The sequence below is a fragment of the Micromonospora craterilacus genome (assembly GCF_003236315.1).
In the GTDB taxonomy this organism is placed as follows: domain Bacteria; phylum Actinomycetota; class Actinomycetes; order Mycobacteriales; family Micromonosporaceae; genus Micromonospora; species Micromonospora craterilacus.
In genome coordinates, this window is record NZ_POTY01000045.1 from 14,128 (window position 1) to 33,469 (window position 19,342).

The 19,342-nt window shown below is 73.6% G+C and carries 18 protein-coding genes, 1 pseudogene and 1 riboswitch; of the genes and pseudogenes, 15 read left to right on the forward strand and 4 right to left on the reverse strand.

The genetic code is table 11. The features are described from left to right. Positions 1 to 7 precede the first annotated feature (7 nt). The 8 genes and pseudogenes from coaBC to C1I95_RS10090 all read left to right on the forward strand — a co-directional run. Positions 8 to 1,222 (forward strand): annotated as a pseudogene (coaBC, locus tag C1I95_RS10055) (bifunctional phosphopantothenoylcysteine decarboxylase/phosphopantothenate--cysteine ligase CoaBC); the annotation flags it as partial. A gap of 90 nt (positions 1,223 to 1,312) precedes the next feature. Then, a complete protein-coding gene (gene metK, locus C1I95_RS10060; RefSeq protein ID WP_111213519.1) occupies positions 1,313 to 2,506 on the forward strand; it encodes a methionine adenosyltransferase in 1,194 nt (397 codons plus the stop codon). 65 nt (positions 2,507 to 2,571) lie between these two features. Beyond that, positions 2,572 to 4,623 (forward strand): primosomal protein N', encoded by a 2,052-nt coding sequence (locus tag C1I95_RS10065; protein WP_158566347.1) that lies wholly within the window; start codon positions 2,572 to 2,574, stop codon positions 4,621 to 4,623. 278 nt (positions 4,624 to 4,901) lie between these two features. Further along, the gene (locus C1I95_RS10070; protein ID WP_111213520.1) at positions 4,902 to 5,885 is read left to right on the forward strand and encodes an AAA family ATPase; all 984 of its coding nucleotides are present in this window, start codon (positions 4,902 to 4,904) and stop codon (positions 5,883 to 5,885) included. 104 nt (positions 5,886 to 5,989) lie between these two features. Continuing rightward, a complete protein-coding gene (locus C1I95_RS10075) occupies positions 5,990 to 7,258 on the forward strand; it encodes a cytochrome P450 (RefSeq protein ID WP_111213521.1) in 1,269 nt (422 codons plus the stop codon). 45 nt (positions 7,259 to 7,303) lie between these two features. After that, entirely contained in the window at positions 7,304 to 7,864 is a 561-nt protein-coding gene (gene def, locus C1I95_RS10080) for a peptide deformylase (RefSeq protein ID WP_111213522.1), read from the forward strand. 4 nt (positions 7,865 to 7,868) lie between these two features. Beyond that, on the forward strand, positions 7,869 to 8,795 hold the full coding sequence (fmt, locus tag C1I95_RS10085) for a methionyl-tRNA formyltransferase (protein WP_111213523.1): 927 nt from the start codon (positions 7,869 to 7,871) through the stop codon (positions 8,793 to 8,795). A 59-nt stretch (positions 8,796 to 8,854) separates the two neighbouring features. Next, complete coding sequence (locus C1I95_RS10090) at positions 8,855 to 10,207, forward strand: RsmB/NOP family class I SAM-dependent RNA methyltransferase (RefSeq protein ID WP_111213524.1); 1,353 nt, start codon at positions 8,855 to 8,857, stop codon at positions 10,205 to 10,207. A gap of 94 nt (positions 10,208 to 10,301) precedes the next feature. Here the strand turns inward: C1I95_RS10090 and C1I95_RS10095 are convergent, their stop codons facing one another. Both C1I95_RS10095 and C1I95_RS10100 read right to left on the reverse strand, forming a co-directional pair. Further along, the gene (locus C1I95_RS10095) at positions 10,302 to 11,180 is read right to left on the reverse strand and encodes a septum formation family protein (protein WP_111213525.1); all 879 of its coding nucleotides are present in this window, start codon (positions 11,178 to 11,180) and stop codon (positions 10,302 to 10,304) included. A 154-nt stretch (positions 11,181 to 11,334) separates the two neighbouring features. Then, positions 11,335 to 12,222, reverse strand: a complete 888-nt coding sequence (locus C1I95_RS10100; RefSeq protein ID WP_111213526.1) for a septum formation family protein — start codon at positions 12,220 to 12,222, stop codon at positions 11,335 to 11,337. 247 nt (positions 12,223 to 12,469) lie between these two features. Between C1I95_RS10100 and rpe the strand changes: the two genes are divergently transcribed. From rpe to ribH, 7 genes are all read left to right on the forward strand, one after another. Continuing rightward, positions 12,470 to 13,150 carry a ribulose-phosphate 3-epimerase gene (rpe, locus tag C1I95_RS10105; protein ID WP_111213527.1) on the forward strand — a complete coding sequence of 227 codons (681 nt, stop codon included), beginning with the start codon at positions 12,470 to 12,472 and terminating at the stop codon, positions 13,148 to 13,150. Position 13,151: 1 nt separating this feature from the next. Then, on the forward strand, positions 13,152 to 14,132 hold the full coding sequence (locus C1I95_RS10110; RefSeq protein WP_111213528.1) for a GGDEF domain-containing response regulator: 981 nt from the start codon (positions 13,152 to 13,154) through the stop codon (positions 14,130 to 14,132). 57 nt (positions 14,133 to 14,189) lie between these two features. After that, positions 14,190 to 14,362: riboswitch (FMN riboswitch) on the forward strand. A gap of 144 nt (positions 14,363 to 14,506) precedes the next feature. Continuing rightward, complete coding sequence (ribD, locus tag C1I95_RS10115) at positions 14,507 to 15,568, forward strand: bifunctional diaminohydroxyphosphoribosylaminopyrimidine deaminase/5-amino-6-(5-phosphoribosylamino)uracil reductase RibD (protein ID WP_111213529.1); 1,062 nt, start codon at positions 14,507 to 14,509, stop codon at positions 15,566 to 15,568. A 2-nt stretch (positions 15,569 to 15,570) separates the two neighbouring features. After that, positions 15,571 to 16,227, forward strand: coding sequence for a riboflavin synthase (locus C1I95_RS10120; protein ID WP_111213530.1), 657 nt, complete (start codon positions 15,571 to 15,573; stop codon positions 16,225 to 16,227). After that, positions 16,227 to 16,925: a nicotinamide riboside transporter PnuC gene (gene pnuC, locus C1I95_RS10125; protein ID WP_111213535.1), complete on the forward strand. Its 699-nt coding sequence runs from the start codon at positions 16,227 to 16,229 to the stop codon at positions 16,923 to 16,925. The genes C1I95_RS10120 and pnuC overlap by 1 nt, the downstream gene beginning before the upstream one ends. Beyond that, the gene (locus C1I95_RS10130) at positions 16,922 to 18,202 is read left to right on the forward strand and encodes a bifunctional 3,4-dihydroxy-2-butanone-4-phosphate synthase/GTP cyclohydrolase II (protein ID WP_111213531.1); all 1,281 of its coding nucleotides are present in this window, start codon (positions 16,922 to 16,924) and stop codon (positions 18,200 to 18,202) included. The genes pnuC and C1I95_RS10130 overlap by 4 nt, the downstream gene beginning before the upstream one ends. 5 nt (positions 18,203 to 18,207) lie before the next feature. After that, positions 18,208 to 18,708 carry a 6,7-dimethyl-8-ribityllumazine synthase gene (ribH, locus tag C1I95_RS10135; protein WP_111213532.1) on the forward strand — a complete coding sequence of 167 codons (501 nt, stop codon included), beginning with the start codon at positions 18,208 to 18,210 and terminating at the stop codon, positions 18,706 to 18,708. 17 nt (positions 18,709 to 18,725) lie between these two features. Here the strand turns inward: ribH and C1I95_RS10140 are convergent, their stop codons facing one another. Together C1I95_RS10140 and C1I95_RS36275 are read right to left on the reverse strand one after the other, a co-directional pair. After that, positions 18,726 to 19,106 carry a VOC family protein gene (locus C1I95_RS10140; protein WP_111213533.1) on the reverse strand — a complete coding sequence of 127 codons (381 nt, stop codon included), beginning with the start codon at positions 19,104 to 19,106 and terminating at the stop codon, positions 18,726 to 18,728. Further along, positions 19,087 to 19,342, reverse strand: a 256-nt coding sequence (locus C1I95_RS36275) for a hypothetical protein (protein ID WP_233513454.1), incomplete at its 5' end; no start/stop codon positions are given. The genes C1I95_RS36275 and C1I95_RS10140, both read right to left, overlap by 20 nt.

Genomic DNA, 19,342 nt, shown 5'->3' on the forward strand with positions numbered 1-19,342 from the left:
CCGTGCGTCGATGAGCGCCCGGATCATCCTCGGGGTGGGCGGCGGCATCGCCGCCTACAAGGCGTGCGAACTGCTGCGCCTGTTCACCGAGTCGGGTCACCACGTCCGGGTCGTGCCGACCGCCGCGGCGCTACGTTTCGTCGGTGCGCCGACCTGGGCGGCACTGTCGGGTCAGCCGGTCGCCGAGGACGTCTGGTCCGACGTGCACGAGGTGCCGCACGTCCGCCTCGGCCAGCAGGCCGACCTGGTGGTGGTCGCACCCACCACCGCCGACCTGCTGGCCAAGGCCGCCCACGGCCTCGCCGACGACCTGCTCACCAACACCCTGCTCACCGCCCGCTGTCCGGTGGTGCTGGCGCCGGCCATGCACACCGAGATGTGGGAGCACCCGGCCACCGTCGCCAACGTCGCGACGCTGCGGGCCCGGGGGGTACGGGTCATCGAGCCGGCCGTGGGGCGGCTCACCGGTGTCGACACCGGCAAAGGCCGGCTGCCCGACCCGGCGGAGATCTTCGCGGTCGCCCGCCGGACCCTGGCCCGGGGCGTCGACGCCCCGGCGGACCTGACCGGCCGGCACGTGGTGGTCACCGCCGGTGGCACCCGGGAGCCGCTGGATCCGGTGCGGTTCCTCGGCAACCGTTCGTCCGGCAAGCAGGGCTACGCGTTCGCCCGGTCGGCGGTCGCCCGGGGTGCCCGGGTGACACTGATCTCGGCCAACGTGGCGTTGCCCGACCCGGCCGGGGCGGACATGGTGCGGGTGGGCACCACCGGCGAGCTGCGCGAGGCGACGCTGAAGGCCGCGGTCGACGCCGATGCGGTGGTGATGGCGGCGGCTCCGGCCGATTTCCGGCCGGCGACGTACGCGCCTGGCAAAATCAAGAAGTCGGACGACGGCGTGGCGCCCACCATCGAACTCGTCACCAACCCGGACATCGCCGCCGAGCTGGGTCAGCGCCGTCGACCGGAGCAGGTGCTGGTGGTGTTCGCCGCCGAGACCGGCGACGCCGAGGCCAACGGGCGGGCCAAGCTCGCCCGTAAACGGGCCGACCTCATCGTCATCAACGAGGTCGGGCCGGACAAGGTCTTCGGCGCCGAGACCAACGCGGCCACCGTCATCGGTGCGGACGGTTCGGTCATCCGGATGCCCGAACGGTCCAAGGAGGAGCTCGCCGACGGCGTGTGGGACCTCGTGGTCGCTCGGCTCTCCGGTGACTCCTCCTGACCGTTGGACCGCTATACGACCGTCGACGGTGCCGGAGACGATCGGTGACTAAACTGCCGCGGAACGACATCCAAAAAACCTAGGAGTGCCGTGACACGCCGCCTCTTCACGTCCGAATCGGTCACGGAAGGCCACCCGGACAAGATCGCCGACCAGATCAGCGACGGCATCCTCGACGCCCTGCTCAGCCAGGACCCGCACAGCCGCGTCGCGGTGGAGACCCTCATCACCACCGGCCAGGTCCACGTCGCCGGCGAGGTGACCACCAAGGCGTACGCCGACATCCCGACGATCGTGCGCGAGACCATCCTCGGGATCGGCTACGACTCGTCCAAGAAGGGCTTCGACGGCGCCTCGTGCGGCGTCAGCGTCTCCATCGGCTCCCAGTCGCCGGACATCGCCCAGGGCGTCGACAACGCCTTCGAGCTGCGTACCGGCGCGTCGGAGAGCGCGCTGGACGCGCAGGGCGCCGGCGACCAGGGCATGATGTTCGGCTTCGCCTGCTCGGAGACGCCCGAGCTGATGCCGCTGCCCATCGCGCTCGCGCACCGGCTGGCCCGCCGGCTCGCCGCGGTCCGCAAGGACGGCACCGTGCCGTACCTGCGGCCCGACGGCAAGACCCAGGTCACCATCGAGTACGACGGACTGCGTCCGGTCCGGCTCAACACCGTGGTCGTGTCCAGCCAGCACGCCGCGGACATCTCGCTGGACTCGTTGCTCACCCCGGACGTGCGCGACCACGTCATCGCGCCCGAGCTGGAGAGCCTCGGCCTGGACACCGACGGCTACCGGCTCCTGGTCAACCCGACCGGCCGCTTCGAGATCGGTGGCCCGATGGGTGACGCCGGCCTCACCGGGCGGAAGATCATCGTCGACACCTACGGCGGCTACGCCCGGCACGGCGGTGGGGCCTTCTCCGGCAAGGACCCGTCGAAGGTGGACCGGTCCGCCGCGTACGCCATGCGGTGGGTGGCCAAGAACGTCGTCGCCGCCGGCCTGGCCGAGCGCTGCGAGGTGCAGGTCGCGTACGCGATCGGCAAGGCGCACCCGGTGAGCCTGTTCATCGAGACGTTCGGCACCGAGACCGTGCCGGTCACCTCGATCGAGAAGGCGGTCACCGAGATCTTCGACCTGCGTCCGGCCGCCATCATCCGGGACCTGCACCTGCTGCGCCCGATCTACGCCCAGACCGCCGCGTACGGCCACTTCGGCCGCGAGCTGCCGGACCTTACCTGGGAGAGCACCGACCGGGCCGCCGACCTCAAGTCGGCCGCGGGAGCCTGACCGGCACCAGGCGTGACGACCGGCGGCCCGCTGACGGGTCGCCGGTCGCTCGTGTCTGCGTCGACGTGCCGCTGGCCCACCTGGACCGCCCCTTCGACTACCTGGTCCCGCAGGCGCTGGCCGCCGACGCGGTGCCCGGTGTCCGGGTGAAGGTGCGGTTCGCCGGCCAACTCGTCGACGGGTGGTTGCTGGAGCGGGCCGAGCGCTCCGACCACCCGCGGCTGGCGTACCTGGACCGGGTGGTCTCGCCGGTGCCGGTGCTCGCCCCCGAGGTGGCCCGGCTGGCCCGGGTGGTCGCCGACCGGTACGCCGGCAGCCTGGCCGACGTGCTGCGCCTGGCGGTCCCACCGCGGCACGCCCGGGTCGAGAAGGACGTCCTCGCCCACGCCGCTGCGTCCGAGGAGACGGCCGCTGCGTCCGAGGAGACCTCGGCCGCGTCGGGCGAGCCCACCGCGTTGGCCGAACCGGACGGCACGGCCCCGACGGCGATCGGCAAGGCGGCCGGGACCGGACCGGACGGCAACGCCGCTGCCGGGGCCGAGTCGGGCGACCGGCCGGCGCTGCCGGAGCCGGGCGGGTGGCGGGACTATCCGGCCGGGCCGGCGCTGCTGCGGGCGCTCACCGCCGGCCGCCCACCGCGGGCCGTGTGGTCCGCGCTGCCCGGGGAGGACTGGGCGGCCCGCTACGCCACCGCGGTCGCCGCCACCGTGGCCGGCGGGCGGGGTGCCCTGGTGGTGGTCGCCGACGGGCGGGACCTGGACCGGCTCGACGCCGCGCTGACCGCGACCCTCGGACCTGGCCGGCACGTGTGCCTGTCCGCGGCGCTCGGGCCCGCACGGCGCTACCGCGCCTTCCTCGCCGCCCGCCGGGCCGAGGCGCCGGTGGTGATCGGCACCCGGGCGGCCATGTTCGCCCCGGTCGACCGGCTGGGTCTGGTGGCCATCTGGGACGACGGCGACGACCTGCACGCCGAGCCGCGGGCCCCGTACCCGCACGCCCGTGAGGTGCTGCTCACCCGGGCCCAGCTCGCCGACGCCGCGGCGCTGGTCGGCGGCTACGCCCGTACCTCCGAGGCGCAGCTGTTGGTGGAGACCGGCTGGGCCCGCGAGGTGGTGGCCGACCGGGCCGTGCTGCGGGCCCGGGCCCCCGCCGTCGCGCCGACCGGCGACGATCCCCAACTGGCCCGCGATCCGGGCGCCGCCACCGCGCGGCTGCCGAGCCTGGCCTGGGCCGCCGCCCGGGAGGCGCTGCGGGCGGAGCTGCCGGTCCTGGTCCAGGTGCCCCGCCGGGGCTACCTGCCCTCGGTGGCCTGCGCCGACTGCCGTACCCCGGCCCGCTGCCCGCACTGCGCCGGCCCGCTCGCGCTGCCCTCGGCCGGCGGGGCCCCGGCCTGCCGCTGGTGCGGCCGGGTCGCCGCCGCGTACGCCTGCCCGGAGTGTGGTGGGCGGCGGTTGCGTGCCTCGGTCACCGGCGCCCGGCGTACCGCCGAGGAGCTGGGCCGGGCCTTCCCCGGTGTGCCGGTGCGCACTTCCGGGCGGGAGGAGGTGCTGGCGGACATCCCCGCCGGCGCCGGCCTGGTGATCTCCACGCCGGGCGCCGAACCGGTCGCCGCCGGCGGCTACGGCGCGGTGCTGCTGCTGGACACCTGGGCGATGCTGACCCGGGCCGACCTGCGGGCCGGCGAGGAAGCGTTGCGCCGCTGGTCGGCGGCGGCGGCGCTGGCCCGGCCGGCCGCGGCGGGCGGCCGGGTGGTGGTGGTCGCCGACGGCGCGCTCGCCCCGGTGCAGGCGCTGCTGCGTTGGGATCCGGGTTGGTTCGCCGCCCGTGAGCTGGCCGAGCGCCGGGAGCTGGGCTTCCCGCCGGCGGTACGGATGGCCAGCGTGACCGGTTCGCCGGCCGCGGTGGCCGACCTGTTGGCGCAGACGCGGCTGCCCGACGGGGCGGAACTGCTCGGCCCGGTGCCGGCCGACGGGGAGCGGGAACGGATGCTGGTACGGGTGCCCCGGGCGCGGGCGGCGGCGCTGGCCGAGGCGTTGCACATGGCGGCGGGCGTGCGTAGCGCCCGCAAGGCGGCCGACCCGGTCCGCCTTCAGGTCGATCCGCTCGCGCTGTTCTGACGCCGTTCGGTGACGGTGGGTGTCGATCATTACCCGATACGTCGCCATATGCGACGCTCCCGTGACGTCTTGTGTCGGCGCGCCCACCCAGGGCCGCGTCATCGGGGGTGCCGCGGCAAAGGTGATAGCATCGCCCGTCATGCCGGGGCGCACGACGGCTGCAGGTCGCGGCGCGGCGCCAGACGCGCTGAGCTGGAGTTGTCGCAGGGCGGCGGGACCGCGTGGGTCTGGCGCGATATCGACGATCTCAATCAGCCGGTGAGCAGGGGTGGCCAGTCGTGACCGTTCGTCAGTCGATCGTCTTCAACGGTGACCTGGGCAGCGGCAAGAGCACCGTCTCGGTGGTGATCGCCGAGCGGCTCGGGCTGCGCCGGGTCAGTGTCGGTGACCTCTACCGGCAGATGGCCCAGGAACGGCAGATGACCGCGCTTCAGCTCAACCTGCACGCCGAGCTGGACCAGGCCGTCGACGGTTACGTCGACCAGCTCCAGCGCGACATCGCCGCCTCCGGCGAGAGCCTCGTCATGGATTCCCGGCTGGCCTGGCATTTCTTTACCGACGCGCTCAAGGTGCACATGATCACCGAGCCGGGTGAGGCGGCCCGCCGGGTGCTGCTGCGCCCCTCCGGCCCGGCGGAGAGCTACGTCTCCCAGGAGGAGGCCAAGGCCAAGCTCAGGGAGCGCAGCGAGAGCGAGCGCGGCCGGTTCCTGATCCGGTACGGCGTCGACAAGGCCCGGCTGCGCAACTACGACCTGATCTGCGACACCACCCGGGCATCGGCCGACGAGGTGATCGAGCGCATCGTCGACGCGTACGAGGGCCGACTCGCCCCCGCCGTGCTGCGCGGCGCGCCGCCGCTGCTGCTGCTCGACCCGGCGCGGGTCTACCCGACCGAGGACAGCGCGGGCCTGCGCGGGCTCTGGGACTCGACGTTCGTCGGCGAGGTCGCCGCGGCCGGCGAGACGGGGCTGGAACCGCTGGAGATCGGCTTCACCGGCGAGTACTTCTTCGTGGTCGACGGGCACCGCCGGCTCAGCGCGGCGCTGCGCAACGGGTTCCGGCTGGTGCCCGGCCGGCTGGTCGCCGAGGTCGACGAGCCGGTGGTGGGCGGGATGAGCGCGATCGACTACTTCGCCGCGCAGGCCCGCCCCAGCCTGATCCACGACTGGGAGGCGGCCCACGACATCCGGCTGCCGCTGCCGGAGCACGCGCTGCTCGCCGGCGACGCGGTGCTGGCGGGGGAGTCCGGCACCGCAGGCTGAGGCCCTTGCCGCCACGGCCGGCGCGACCCTTGGCCGGTCGCACGGACAGCCGTGCTGGTGTCGCGCGGGCATGATGGAGCCTCCGGGTCACCGAGGAGGCCACCGTGGATGTCGCCGAGGCGCTCGCTGTGCTCATGTCCCCGCAAGGTCGGGTCGACCCGTACCCGGTGTACGAACGGCTGCGTGGCCACGGGCCGGTGGTCCAGGCCGGTCCGAACATGTACGTGGTCACCGGCTACGCCGAGGCCGACGAGCTGCTCCGGGACGCCCGCGTCCAGGTGCTGGACGACCACCTGCGTGACGATCTCCTGCCGGCCTGGCGGGACAGCCCCGCCGTGTCGTCGATCGCCCGGTCGATGCTGCGCACCAATCCTCCCGATCACAGCCGGATGCGCCGGCTCGCCGCCGGAGCCTTCACCCCGCGCCGGATCGCCGCGATGCGGGACGTGGTGACCGCGCAGGCCGACGAGCTGGTCGACATGATGGCGGCGGCCGGCCGGGACGGCACCCCGGTCGACTTCATGGCCGAGTTCGCCTATCCGTTGCCGGTCGGGGTGATCTGCGCGCTGCTCGGCGTGCCCACCGCCGACCGCCCGCTGTTCCGGCGCTGGGCGGCCGACCTGACCGGCATCCTGGAGCCGGAGATCACCCCGGCGGAACTGGCCGTGGCCGACGCCGGTGCCACCGAGCTGCGCGGCTACTTCACCGAGCTGGTGGCCGCCCGGCGGCGGCGGCCGGCCGACGACCTGACCACCGCCCTGGTGCAGGCGCACGACGCCGGCGACCGGCTCTCCGGCGAGGAACTGCTGGCCAACCTGGTGATCCTGCTCGTCGCGGGCTTCGAGACCACCACCAACCTGCTGGGCAACGGCCTCGCGGTGCTGTTGGCGCATCCCGGGGCGGCCGACGTGCTGCGCCGGCATCCGGAGCACGCCCCGGCGTACGTGGACGAACTGCTCCGTTTCGACTCGCCGGTGCAGCTGACCACCCGGACCAGCAGCGAGACGGTCCGGGTCGGTGGGGCCGAGCTGGTCGCCGGCAGTTGGATCCTGTTGCTGCTCGGCGCGGCCAACCGTGACCCTCGGCGCTACCCGACGCCGGAGCGCTTCGACCCGTGGCGGGCGCAGCTGGCCCCGCTCTCCTTCGGCGCCGGCCCGCACTACTGTCTCGGCGCCGGGCTGGCTCGGCTGGAGGCGCAGGTCGCCGTCCCGTTGCTGCTGCGCCGGCTGCCCGGGCTGGCCCCGGCGGGCACGCCCCGGCGGCGGAGCCGGTTGACCCTGCGTGGGTACGACAGCCTTCCGGTCACCGTCGGTGAGCCGGCCCCGGCCGCTGATCATGGTGCGCCGGCCGGGACGGCTCCGGGCACTCCGTAGACTGGTACGGCACGGCCCTGTCCCACCGCTAAGGAGTCGACCCGCGTGACCGTCCAGCCCATCCGTCTGTTCGGGGATCCGGTGCTGCGCACGCCGGCCGATCCGGTGGTCGACTTCGACGCCGAGCTGCGCAAGCTCATCGCCGACCTGACCGACACCATGCGTGAGCAGAACGGCGCGGGTCTCGCCGCGCCGCAACTCGGCGTCGGCCTGCGGGTGTTCGCCTTCGACGTGGACGACGTGGTCGGGCACCTGGTGAACCCGGTGCTGGAGTTTCCGGACGCCGAGGAGCAGGACGGCCCGGAGGGCTGCCTGTCCATCCCCGGTTTGTACTTCGACACGAAGCGCCGGCAGAACGTGATCGCCAAGGGCTTCAACGGCTATGGCGACCCGATGCAGATCGTCGGCACCGGCCTGATGGCGCGCTGCGTGCAGCACGAGACCGACCACCTCGACGGGGTGCTGTTCATCGACCGGCTGGATCCGGCGGGCCGCAAGGAGGCGATGAAGGCGATCCGGCAGGCCGAGTGGTACGACGTCGCCGCCCCGCCCACGGTCAAGCTGAGCCCGCACGCCGCCGGCAGCCCCTTCGGTCTGGGGCGGTGACCCGGTGCGTGTGATCTTCGCCGGTACGCCGGCCGTCGCCGTTCCCGCACTGGCCGCCGTGGCGGCTTCCCGGCACGAGCTGGTCGCCGTGGTCACCCGACCGGACGCGCCCGCCGGGCGGGGCCGGGGCCTGGTCCGGTCCCCGGTCGGGGCCTGGGCCGACGAACGTGGCATCGAGGTGCTCACCCCGGCCCGTCCGCGCGAGCCGGAGTTCCTGGACCGGCTGCGTGAGCTGGCACCCGACTGCGTGCCGGTGGTCGCCTACGGCGCGTTGGTGCCGCCGGTAGCGCTCGCGATCCCTCGGCACGGCTGGGTGAACCTGCACTTCTCGCTGCTGCCCGCGTGGCGCGGCGCCGCACCCGTGCAGCACGCCGTGCTGCACGGTGACGAGCTGACCGGGGCCAGCGTCTTCCAGTTGGAGGAGGGGCTGGACACCGGGCCGGTCTACGGCACGTTGACCGACGAGATCCGGCCCGCCGACACCTCCGGCGACCTGCTGGAGCGGCTCGCGCACACGGGTGCCGGGCTGCTGGTGGCGGTCCTCGACGCGCTGGCGGACGGCACCGCCCGGGCCGAGCCGCAGCCCGCCGACGGGGTGTCGCTGGCACCGAAGCTGACCGTCGAGGACGCTCGGGTTCGCTGGGCCGACCCGGCCTTCGCGGTGGACCGCCGGATCCGTGCCTGCACCCCGGCGCCCGGCCCGTGGACGACGTTCCGTGGCGAGCGGGTGAAGCTCGGCACGGTCACCCCGGCCCCCGACGCCCCGGCCCTCAAGCCCGGCGAGCTGCTGGTGGAGAAGGCCCGGGTGGTGGCCGGCACGGCCACCGTCCCGGTCCGGCTCGGCGAGGTGCGGGCGGCGGGCAAGCGGGCCATGGCGGCGACCGACTGGGCGCGCGGCGCCCGGGTCAGCGCGGGGGAGGAGTTCGCGTGAGGGACACCGCTCCTCGGCGGGGGTTCGACCGCCGGGGCCCGCGCGTGGCGCGCCCGGCGATGGACCGACCGCGGTATGCCGCGTACGAGGCCGTCGCGGCGGTGCACCGGGACGACGCGTACGCCAACCTGGTGCTGCCGGCGATCCTGCGGGAGGAGGGGCTGACCGGTCGGGACGCGGCCTTCGCCACCGAGCTGACCTACGGCACGCTGCGCCATCTCGGCACCCTCGACGCGATCCTCACCTCCGCGGCCGGCCGGGACGTGCAGCGGATCGACCCACCGGTACGCGACGCGTTGCGGATCGGTGCGTACCAGCTGCTGCACACCCGGGTGCCGGCACACGCGGCGGTCTCCTCGACCGTCGACCTGGTCCGGGCGGTCGGGCAGGGTGCCACCGGGTTCGCCAACGCGGTGCTGCGCGAGGTCGCCGGCCGCGACGCCGACGAGTGGGTGTCCCGTCTGGCGCCGTTGATGGAGACCGACCCGATCGGTCACCTCGCCCTGGCCTACAGCCATCCACAGTGGATCGTCCGGGCGTTCTCCGAGGCGCTCGGCGGAGACCTCGGGGAGACCACCCGCCTGCTGATCGAGGACAACGTCCGGCCACCGGTGCACCTGTGCGCCCGGCCCGGTCTGGCCGATCCGGTCGAGCTGGCCGACGAGGTGGGTGGCGCACCGGGTGCCTTCTCGCCGTACGCGGTCTATCTCGGCGGCGGCGCCCCCGGCGACCTGGCGGCGGTGGCCGACGGGCGGGCCCACGTCCAGGACGAGGGCTCCCAGCTGGTGGCGGACGCCCTCGCCACGGCGTCGGTGGACGGCGCGGACGGCCGCTGGCTCGACCTGTGCGCCGGGCCGGGCGGCAAGTCGGGGCTGCTCGGTGCGCTCGCGGCGCAGCGTGGGGCGCGGCTGACCGCGGTGGAGGTGGCCGAGCATCGGGCCCGGCTGGTCACCCAGGCGACCCAGGGTCTGCCGGTGACCGTGCTGAACACCGACGGCCGGCTGGTCGGCGCCGAGCCGAAGCTGCCGGAGGAGCATTTCGACCGGGTGCTGGTCGACGCACCGTGCACCGGGCTGGGCTCGCTGCGCCGCCGGCCGGAGTCGCGCTGGCGGCGCCAGCCGTCGGATCTGCCGGCGCTGACCCGGTTGCAGCGCGAGTTGCTCGTCGCCGGGCTGCGGGCGGTCCGCCCCGGCGGTGTGGTGGCGTACGTGACCTGCTCACCGCACACCGTGGAGACCCACGTGACGGTGACCGAGGCGGCCCGCCGCTCCGGCATGTCGGTGGATTTCGTCGACGCCCGGCCGCTGCTGCCCGCCGGCATGCCGGGGCTCGGCGACGGGCCGACGGTGCAGCTGTGGCCGCACCGGCACGGCACCGACGCCATGTTCATCGCCGTGCTGCGCCGCGGCTGACGCCGATCCGCGGCACGGCTGACCCCAGCCGTGCCGCGGCTCACCCGTCGGCCCTGCCGCGCTCGGGTCCGACCCGGCGTGGCTAAGGGGGCGGTCAGTTGATCGGCAGCGCCCCGGTGCCGGCGCCCTTCATCGAACGGGTGAGTTCTTTGCTCCACAGGAAGCACTGCACCCCCCGGTTGCCGCTGCGCCACTCGTCCTGTCCGGGGTGGTAGACGATGGTGCCGACGCGGTACTGGAGATTGCCGTCGTCGGGGAGCTTGGCGAATTTGGCGATCACGCTGCGGCAGGCCCGGTGGGTCCGCTCGGAGTTCTTCAGGAAGGCGGAATAGCTGGACTCCGGGGCCCGCCAGATGCCGGCGAATTCGGCCCGGTGTCGGGTGGTGCACTTGACGGCGACCATCTCGGCCACCTCGTCGCCCTGGATGCTGGCGTTGAAGCAACCATGCCGCAGCGGCGACGACCCGGCCAGCGAGCCGGACAGGCTGGTGGCGCGCTGCTCCGGGATCGGATCGTCGAGGCTGCGGGTCTCGTGGGCGTCACAGCGGAACCAGCGTGCGCCACCGGTCCAGGCCGGCGGCGACGGGAAGACGATGGTCAGCCCGATCCGGCTGGTGCGCCAGTCGCCGCCCAGCGCGGTCCGGACCTCCCGGTCGCACTCGCCGAACGCGGCGCGCATCCCCGCGCTGCCGGCGGCAGGCGGGTTGGCGCCGCCCGCGTCGGTGAGCGTACCGACGTGCAGGGTCTCGACCCGGTGCGGTTGCTCGCAGTCCACCGGGGCGTACGCCCGCAGGTAGCCGACCTCCTGCAGCCGGGGGTGGCAGGTCTTCGACTCGGGGGTGAACACCGTGGGGGCGGCCATCGGTGCCCAGTCGTCGACCAGGTCACCGTCCGTTCCGGCCGGCCTGCTGCAACCGGCCAGCGCCAGTGTCGCCACCGTGCCCAACGCGATCCCGGCCAGCCACCGTCGCATCACCGTCGACCTCCTGCTCACGCCGCCCGTCAGCGAAGCCAGGCGGCGGCGTGAGGCACCACTGCTACTGCGCCTGATGGTTCGCTCGCTCCGCCCGCTCCCGCGCCCCCGTGGATCGTGGCACGCCTCGGTGCGGCAGCATACGGCACGATGGTCAGGTCACCGGTAGTCCCCGCGGGCCGACTCCGCGCATCGAACCGGTGAGCTTGCGGTCGTCGCTCCACAGGAAACAGCGGACCCCGCGGTCGCCCTCGTCCCATTCCCGCTGCGACGGCGGATAGAAGATCGAGCCGGCGCGGTAGGGCAGCTCGGGATTGTTCGGCACGTCGGCGAACGCGGCGATCAGTTCCATGCAGCGCTTGTGTGCCAGATCGGCGGCGCCGACGAACTGCTCCCAGGTCACGTCCCGTTCGATGTACACCCCGACGAACTCGGCGCGGTGCGGCGCGGTGCACAGCACCGGGGCCATGTAGTTGAGGTTGTCGCCGATGAGTTTGGGGTCGAAACAGCGGTGGATCAGTGGTGAATCGCCGATCAGGGCCCCGCGCAGGCTGCCGGTGCGGTTGACCGGCCGGGTGTTGTCGATGCTGTCGGTCTCGCTCAGGTCGCAGCGGAACCACCGGGCGCCGCCGTTCCAGGCCGACACCGAGGGCAGGGCGATGTTCAGGGTCAGCCGGGCGGTGTGCCAGTCGCCGCCGAGTACCAGCCGGGCCCGCTGGTCGCATTCGGCCCGGGCCGTCCGCAGCGCTGCCGATCCCGGTTCGGGCCGTGGACCGTCGGCCTCCGGGCCGGTGAACTCGCCGACGTGGACCGCCTCGGCCAGGTGGTTGCGGGCGCAGTCCACGGTCTCGTAGGTGCTCGCCTGCACGACCGCGGTGATCCGGGGCAGGCAGGCGTCGGTGGCCGGCACGAACATCGCCGGCACGCGCAGCGCGGGCCAGTCGTCGGTGAGGTCGCCGTCCGTCCCGCCCGGGCGTACGCAGCCGCTCAGCAGTATCGCCGCCACGCCGGCCAGCGCCAGCGCTGCGAGCCACCGTCGCATCGTCCGCCCTTTCCGGGAGCCGTCGCCCGGCTGCCGGCCCTCGTGCCCACCGGCCTGCACGATACCGTCACCGTCCCTGATGGAGTGTTGCCGCGATTCGGTCGCTCGGCCAGTTATGGCCCTGCTTCGGCCTGTTCCGCCGGCCCGAAGGGGGCCATTCTGCACCATTGGTCACCTCTGCGTCACGGGGTGTTCCGGATGGTGGCGTGCTGTCAGCGGTCGGTGGCCACGTTCGTACACTGGCCCTGTGACCGTACCGCCGCCGATCGTCGCGCCAAGTATCCTCGCTGCCGATTTCGCCCGTCTCGCCGAAGAGGTCCGTGCTGTCGAGAACGCCGCGGACTGGTTGCACGTGGACGTGATGGACAACCACTTCGTGCCCAACCTGACCATCGGGTTGCCCGTGGTGCAGAGCCTTCGGGCCGCTACCGAGCTGCCCTTCGACGTGCACCTGATGATCGAGGATCCGCGCCGCTGGGCACCCGGCTACGCCGATGCCGGGGCGTACAACGTCACCTTCCACGCCGAGGCGTGCGACGATCCGGTGGCGCTGGCCAAGGACCTGCGGGCAGCCGGCGCCAAGGCGGGGCTGGCGATCGACCGGGACACCCCCATCGAGCCCTACCTCGACCTGCTGCCCAGCTTCGACACGCTGCTGGTCATGACCATCAAGGCCGGGTTCGGTGGGCAGCGGTTCGTCCCGCAGCTGCTGGACAAGGTCCGTACCGCACGGCGGCACGTCGACGCCGGCCACCTCGAGCTGCGCATCGAGGTCGACGGGGGGATCGCCGCCGACACCATCGAGCAGGCCGCCGCCGCCGGTGCCGACGCCTTCGTCGCGGGCACCGCGGTCTACGGCGCGGACGACCCGGCCGAGGCGGTACGCCGGCTGCGCGGGCTGGCGGAGCGCGCGGCGACCGGGGTCTGAGGTGGAGCCCGCCGGCGACCGCAAGGACGTGATCCTCGTCGTCGACGACGACGAGGACATCGCCCGCTTCGTCGAGTTCAACCTGCGGCTGCACGGCTTCGAGGTGATGCACGCCGGCGACGGCCAGGAGGCGCTCGACCTGATCGAGCGGCAGCGGCCCGACCTGGCCGTGGTCGACCTGATGATGCCGCGGGTGGACGGCCTGGAACTGACCCGGCGGCTGCGCGCCGACCCGATGACCGCGGCCCTGCCGGTGATCATGCTGACCGCCAAGGGGATGACCCAGGACAAGGTCAACGGGCTCAGCGCCGGCGCCGACGACTACCTGGTCAAGCCCTTCGACACCCTGGAGCTGCTGGCCCGGGTCACCTCGACCCTGCGGCGCAACAAGGAGTTCCGCGAGGTCTCCCCGCTGACCGGCCTGCCGGGCAACAACCGCATCCGCCGGGAGATCGCCGACCGGGTCCGCGGCGGGGCCGACTACGCGGTCGGCTACATCGACATCGACCGGTTCAAGAGCGTCAACGACCGGTACGGGTTCTCCCGGGGCGACGACTTCATCTCCGCGCTGGCCCGTTGCCTGCACCGGGCGGTGGTCTCGGTGGCGCTGCCGCCGGCCTTCCTCGGTCACGTCGGCGGCGACGACTTCGTCTTCGTCTGCGCACCCGAGCAGGTCGTGCCGCTCACCTCGCGGGTGTCGATGGACTTCGAGAAGGCCGCGGACGCGCTCTACGACCACACCGACCGGGAACGCGGCTACGTGGAGCTGAAGGACCGGCGGGGCAACATCCGGCGAGCCGCGCTGGTCACCCTCTCCATCGGGGTCACCGTCTCCGACGCCGACAAGCGGATCACCGACCCGCTGGAGGCGATGACGGTCGCCTCCGAGATGAAGACCGTGGCGAAGAGCCAACCCGGCTCGTACGTGGCGGTGGATCGCCGGCGCGGGGTCGCCGATCCCAATCACCGTCATGTGAAGTAGCTCGCCCGGGTGGCCCAACACCCCCGAGGGCGTGTAAAACTTCCCTCAGTACCCACCACGCGCTGGCGGGACTCGGTGTAATTCCGAACCGGCGGTGATCCACGGTCCGACCGTGGTAAGCCCGCGACCCGGGAGCGGTTCGTCCGCCCGGTGGACCTGGTGAAAATCCGGGGCCGACGGTTGGGTGCGGCCCGTCCGCGCCCAGACAGTCCGGATGGGAGACAGCGCGCGGGACGGAAGGGTCGTACGGCTCGCCGGAATTCGGCGTGCCCGCGCGGCCAGCCGGGGCGGCTGCGCCGTACCCGGATTCCGCCGCCGACCTGTCTGCGCTCCCGCCCCGCCCGCGCGAACGAGCGAGAGGGCATGGGCAGGCGATGGCGAGCGTCTCCGTCGACGAGGCGATGCGGCGCGCGATCGAGCTCGCGGCGCGCGGGCTCGGCACGACCAGTCCCAACCCGGTGGTCGGCTGCGTGCTGCTCGACGCCGACGGCGAGGTGGTCGGCGAGGGCTTCCACGCGTACGCCGGCGGGCCGCACGCCGAGATCGTCGCGCTGGCCCAGGCCGGCCAGCGGGCGAAGGGCGGCACCGCGGTCGTCACTCTTGAGCCGTGCGACCACACCGGCCGCACCGGCCCCTGCAGCACCGCGCTGGTGCAGGCCGGCGTGGCCCGGGTGGTCATCGCCGTACCGGATCCCAACCCCGTCGCCACCGGCGGCGCCGCGACGCTGCGCGCCGCCGGCGTCCGGGTCGACCTAGGGGTACGCGCCAGCGAGGCGGAGAGCGGCAACGTGGCCTGGCTGACCGCGATGCGCCGGGGCTGGCCGTACGTGATCTGGAAGTACGCGGCGACCCTCGACGGCCGCTCCGCGGCGGCCGACGGCACCAGCATGTGGATCACCTCCGAGGCGGCCCGGATGGACGTGCACGCGCTGCGCGCCACCGTCGACGCGGTGGTCGTCGGGGTGGGCACCGTGCTCGCCGACGACCCCCGGCTCACCGTGCGCAACCTGCGCGACGGCAGCCTGGCCATCCAGCAGCCGCTGCGGGTGGTGGTCGACTCGGCCGGGCGTACCCCGCTCGACGCCCAGGTCCGCGACGGCGCCGCCCGCACCTGGATCGCCACCGCGGCCGAGGTGGGGGCCGGCCCGGACGGCGGCGTCGACCTGTTCGCACTGCTGGCGGCCCTGCACGGTCGGGGAGTGCGCGCCGTCCTGCTAGAGGGTGGCCCGCGGCTCGCCGGGGCGTTCCTCGCCGCCGGCCTGGTCGACCGGGTGGTCGGCTACCTCGCTCCCCGGCTGCTGGGCGCGGGGCCCGCCGCCCTGGTCGACGCGGGCGTCACCACCATCACCGACGCCATCGACCTGGAGATCACCGACGTCACGCAGGTCGGCCCCGACCTGCGGATCACCGCGCTGCCCCGCAAGAGGGAGGGCTAGGCATGTTCACCGGCATCGTCGAGGAACTGGGCGAGGTCGTCGGGGTGACCCCGACGGCGCAGGACTCGGCCCTGGTAGCGGTCCGTGGCCCGCTGGTCACCTCCGACGCCCGGCACGGCGACTCGATCGCGGTCAACGGCGTCTGCCTGACCGTGGTCGACGTCGACGGCGGGGTGTTCACCGCCGACGTGATGGGCGAGACGCTGCGCCGGTCGGCGCTGGGCGCGCTGCGCGCCGGCGACCGGGTCAACCTGGAACGCGCCGCCGCGCTCGGCAGCCGCCTCGGCGGTCACCTGGTGCAGGGGCACGTCGACGGCGTGGGCGAGGTGCTCGCCCGCGAGCCCGCCGCGCGGTGGGAGACCGTCCGGTTCCGGCTGCCCGCCACCCTGTCCCGGTACGTGGTGGAAAAGGGCTCGATCACCGTCGACGGGGTGTCGCTGACCGTGGCCGAGGTCGGCGCGGACTGGTTCGCCGTCGGCCTGATCCCCACCACCCTGTCGCTGACCACCCTCGGTGCCCGGGCGGTGGGCGACCCGGTCAACCTGGAGATGGACGTGCTGGCCAAGTACGTCGAGCGGCTGCTCGGCGCCCGAGCGGCCGACGACGCCGGCCCGCCGGTCGACCTGCCCGGTGTCGCCGCCCCGGGCCCGGTGCGGTGATGACCGGCCCGCTCGGCTGGCTGCTCACCGCCGAGGTCCACCTCGCCGGCTCGCCGGTGCTGGTCCGGGAGATCGTCGGCAACGTCTTCGGTCTCGCCTCCGCGCTGTTCGGCCTGCGCCGAATCGTCTGGGCCTGGCCGGTGGGCATGGTCGGCAACGCGTTGCTGTTCACCGTCTTCCTCGGCGGAGCCTTCGCCACCCCACAGGCACACGACCTGTACGGGCAGGCGGGTCGGCAGGTGTTCTTCTTCGCGGTCAGCCTCTACGGCTGGTGGCGCTGGTCCCGCACCCGCCGCCTCGGCACCGCCACCGACGGTGCGGCCGTCGCGCCCCGGTGGGCCACCGGCCGGGAGCGGCTGGGGCTGCTCGCCGCCGCCGTCGTGGGCACCGCGCTGGCCTACCCGGTGCTCGGCGCGCTCGGTTCCTGGGGGCCGCTGCCGGACGCCTGGATCCTCACCGGCAGCCTGCTGGCCACGTACGGGATGGCCCGCGGCTGGGTGGACTTCTGGCTGATCTGGATCGCGGTGGACGCCGTCGGCGTGCCGCTGCTGCTGCGCGGCGGGTTCTATCCGTCGGCGGCCATGTACCTCGTCTACGGCGCGTTCTGCGTCTGGGGCCTGGCCAGTTGGTGGCGCACCTCGCGGGCCACCCGCCCGGCCGCCCCGATCCCGTCCACCTACTCGGAGGCTGTCGCATGAACGAGCGAAGCGGGACGACCATCTTCGACAGCATCGAGCAGGCGCTGGCGGACATCGCTGCCGGCCGGCCGGTCGTCGTGGTGGACGACGCGGACCGGGAGAACGAGGGCGATCTGATCTTCGCCGCCGAGCTGGCCACCCCGGAGCTGCTCGCCTTCACCGTGCGGCACACCTCGGGCTTCATCTGCGTACCGCTCACCGAGAGCGAGTGCGACCGGCTCGACCTGCCGCCCATGCACCACACCAACCAGGACCGTCGGCAGACCGCGTACACGGTGACCGTCGACGCCCGGGAGGGGGTGAGTACCGGCATCTCCGCCGCCGACCGGGCACACACCATCCGGCTGCTCGCCGACCCGGGCACCGGGCCGGCCGACCTCGCCCGGCCCGGGCACGTGGTGCCGTTGCGGGCCCGTACGGGCGGGGTGCTGCGCCGTCCCGGGCACACCGAGGCGGCCGTCGACCTGACCCGGCTGGCCGGCCTGCGCCCGGCCGGCGTGCTCTGCGAGCTGGTCAACGACGACGGCACCATGATGCGGCTGCCGGACCTGGAGAAGTTCTGCGCCGAGCACACCCTGACCCTGGTCACCATCGCCGACCTGATCGCCTACCGGCGGCGTACCGAGAAGCAGGTCGAGCTGGTCGCCGACGCCCGGATGCCCACCGAGCACGGGGTGTTCCGAGCGCTGGGTTACCGCAGCGAGTTCGACTCCGCCGAGCACATCGCCCTGGTGATGGGCGACCTCGGCGACGGCCGGGACGTGCTGGTGCGGGTGCACTCCGAGTGCCTGACCGGCGACGTCTTCGCCTCGGTGCGCTGCGACTGCGGGCCACAACTCAACGCCGCGCTGGACCGGGTGGCGCGGGAGGGCCGGGGCGTGGTGCTCTACGTCCGCGGCCACGAGGGCCGCGGCATCGGGCTGCTGCACAAGCTGCAGGCGTACCAGTTGCAGGACCAGGGCCGCGACACGGTCGACGCGAACCTCGACCTCGGGCTGCCGGCCGACGCACGCGACTACGGCACCGGTGCGCAGATCCTCTACGACCTCGGGGTGCGGTCGATGCGACTGTTGACCAACAACCCGGCCAAGCGGGCCGGGCTGGAGGGCTACGGCCTCACCGTCTCCGGCCGGGAGGGCCTGCCGGTACGCCCGCACCCGGAGAACGTCCGCTACCTGCGTACCAAGCGGGACCGGATGGGACACCTACTTGACCTGGACGAGATGGCCGAGGCCCCGATGGGGCGCCCGGTGGCCGGCAACGAGATCGGAGCGTAGGGACGATGGCGGGTTTCGGTGAGCCGGGAACGACCCCGGTCGACGCGACGGGAATGACCGTGGGCGTGGTCGCCGCACGGTGGCACGGTGAGCTGACCGACCACATGCTGGACCGGGCGGTGGCCGCAGCCGAGGCGTGCGGCGCGCGGGCGGTGGTGGCCCGGGTGGCCGGCTCGGTGGAACTGCCGGTGGTGGCCCAGGCCCTCGCCCGCCGCTGCGACGTGGTGGTCGCCCTCGGCGTGGTGGTACGCGGCGCGACCGCACACTTCGACTACGTCTGCCGCTCGGTCACCGACGGCCTGACCCGGGTCGCCCTCGACGAGGGCAAGCCGGTCGCCCACGGCGTGCTCACCGTCGACACCATCGAGCAGGCCCGCGACCGCGCCGGCCTGCCCGACTCCGCCGAGGACAAGGGCTGGGCGTCGACCGTGGCCGCCCTGGACGCCGCCCTGGCCATCCGCCAGGTTGCCACCGCCGCCAACCAGCGGGTCGGCTTCGGCGTCTGACTCGCCGAGGAAGGCCGTCAGAGTGGATCGAGGCGGCGCTTGAGCAGGCAGAACTCGTTGCCTTCCGGATCAGCGAGGACGTGCCAGGCCGCCTCCGCGGGCTGACCGATGTCGACGAGTCTGGCCCCGGCGGCCAGGAGGCGTTCGAGCTCGGCGTCCTGACCCCGGTCGGTGGGGTTGACGTCGATGTGTAGCCGGGCATGCCCGTTGTTCGGCTCGTCGCTGCGGATGAGGAAGATCGTCGGCTGCGCGCCGCCGAACCCTTCGCGCGGACCGATCTCGATGCAGCCCTCCGCTTCGCGATCGAGCTCTACGAAGTCCAGGACCTCGCACCAGAACCGCGCCAGCACCTCGGGGTCGTGGCACTTGAGCACGAGTTCACTGATACGGCATGCCATTGACGAAACCTGCTCTCGACGTGGGAACTGCCGGGGTGCCCGCACCGCGGATCTCCCGGGCTCCCCGCAGCACGAACAAGCTCGCAACGTAACCGGCGAGGCGAGCGGGGTCGAATTGATTTCCGGCCCCCGCCCGCCCCTCGGAACGCGGCAGGACCCGCTCGCCTCCCGTTGCGTCGACCATGAAGTTAGCGGGGGCCGGCGGCGCCTTTCCGCCCGCTAACTTCATGATCAAC

Coding starts and splice junctions, on each gene's coding strand:
- ribD (WP_111213529.1), top strand. CDS start 14,507: ATGGCGAGCGTCTCCGTCGACGAGGCGATGCGGCGCGCGATCGAGCTC.
- C1I95_RS10130 (WP_111213531.1), top strand. CDS start 16,922: ATGAACGAGCGAAGCGGGACGACCATCTTCGACAGCATCGAGCAGGCG.
- ribH (WP_111213532.1), top strand. CDS start 18,208: ATGGCGGGTTTCGGTGAGCCGGGAACGACCCCGGTCGACGCGACGGGA.
- C1I95_RS10100 (WP_111213526.1), bottom strand. CDS start 12,222: ATGCGACGGTGGCTCGCAGCGCTGGCGCTGGCCGGCGTGGCGGCGATA.
- C1I95_RS10140 (WP_111213533.1), bottom strand. CDS start 19,106: ATGGCATGCCGTATCAGTGAACTCGTGCTCAAGTGCCACGACCCCGAG.
- pnuC (WP_111213535.1), top strand. CDS start 16,227: ATGACCGGCCCGCTCGGCTGGCTGCTCACCGCCGAGGTCCACCTCGCC.
- C1I95_RS10090 (WP_111213524.1), top strand. CDS start 8,855: ATGGACCGACCGCGGTATGCCGCGTACGAGGCCGTCGCGGCGGTGCAC.
- C1I95_RS10120 (WP_111213530.1), top strand. CDS start 15,571: ATGTTCACCGGCATCGTCGAGGAACTGGGCGAGGTCGTCGGGGTGACC.
- C1I95_RS10095 (WP_111213525.1), bottom strand. CDS start 11,180: ATGCGACGGTGGCTGGCCGGGATCGCGTTGGGCACGGTGGCGACACTG.